The organism is Pseudomonas sp. FSL R10-2189 (genome assembly GCF_009600325.1).
Lineage (GTDB): Bacteria > Pseudomonadota > Gammaproteobacteria > Pseudomonadales > Pseudomonadaceae > Aquipseudomonas > Aquipseudomonas helleri.
In genome coordinates this window covers 1-227 of record NZ_WIVZ01000181.1, presented here as the reverse complement: position 1 = coordinate 227, position 227 = coordinate 1, and the positions used below count along the sequence as shown (strand labels likewise).

Below are 227 nucleotides of genomic sequence, written 5' to 3'. Positions count from 1 at the left end.
GGCGAAAGATAGAGCTTTTGCTGAGCAACCTTGAACTCTGTAACGTCCGTTACCCACTTCTGGTTAGGGCGCTGAGCAATGAAGTTGCGCTCCAATAGATTCGGTGCGGTCCTGCCGACAGCCCCTCGATACGAGCGATACTTCTTGGGGCGCACAATCGAACGCAGTCCCAGCTCAACCATCAACCGCTCCACGAGCTTTTTGTTGACCAAAGTGCCCAAGCTCCT

Annotated in this window: 1 pseudogene; it reads right to left on the bottom strand. The window is 54.2% G+C overall.

Annotated features, from left to right (window positions below):
* A pseudogene (locus GHO32_RS26375) lies at nucleotides 1-227 on the bottom strand (IS3 family transposase); the annotation flags it as partial.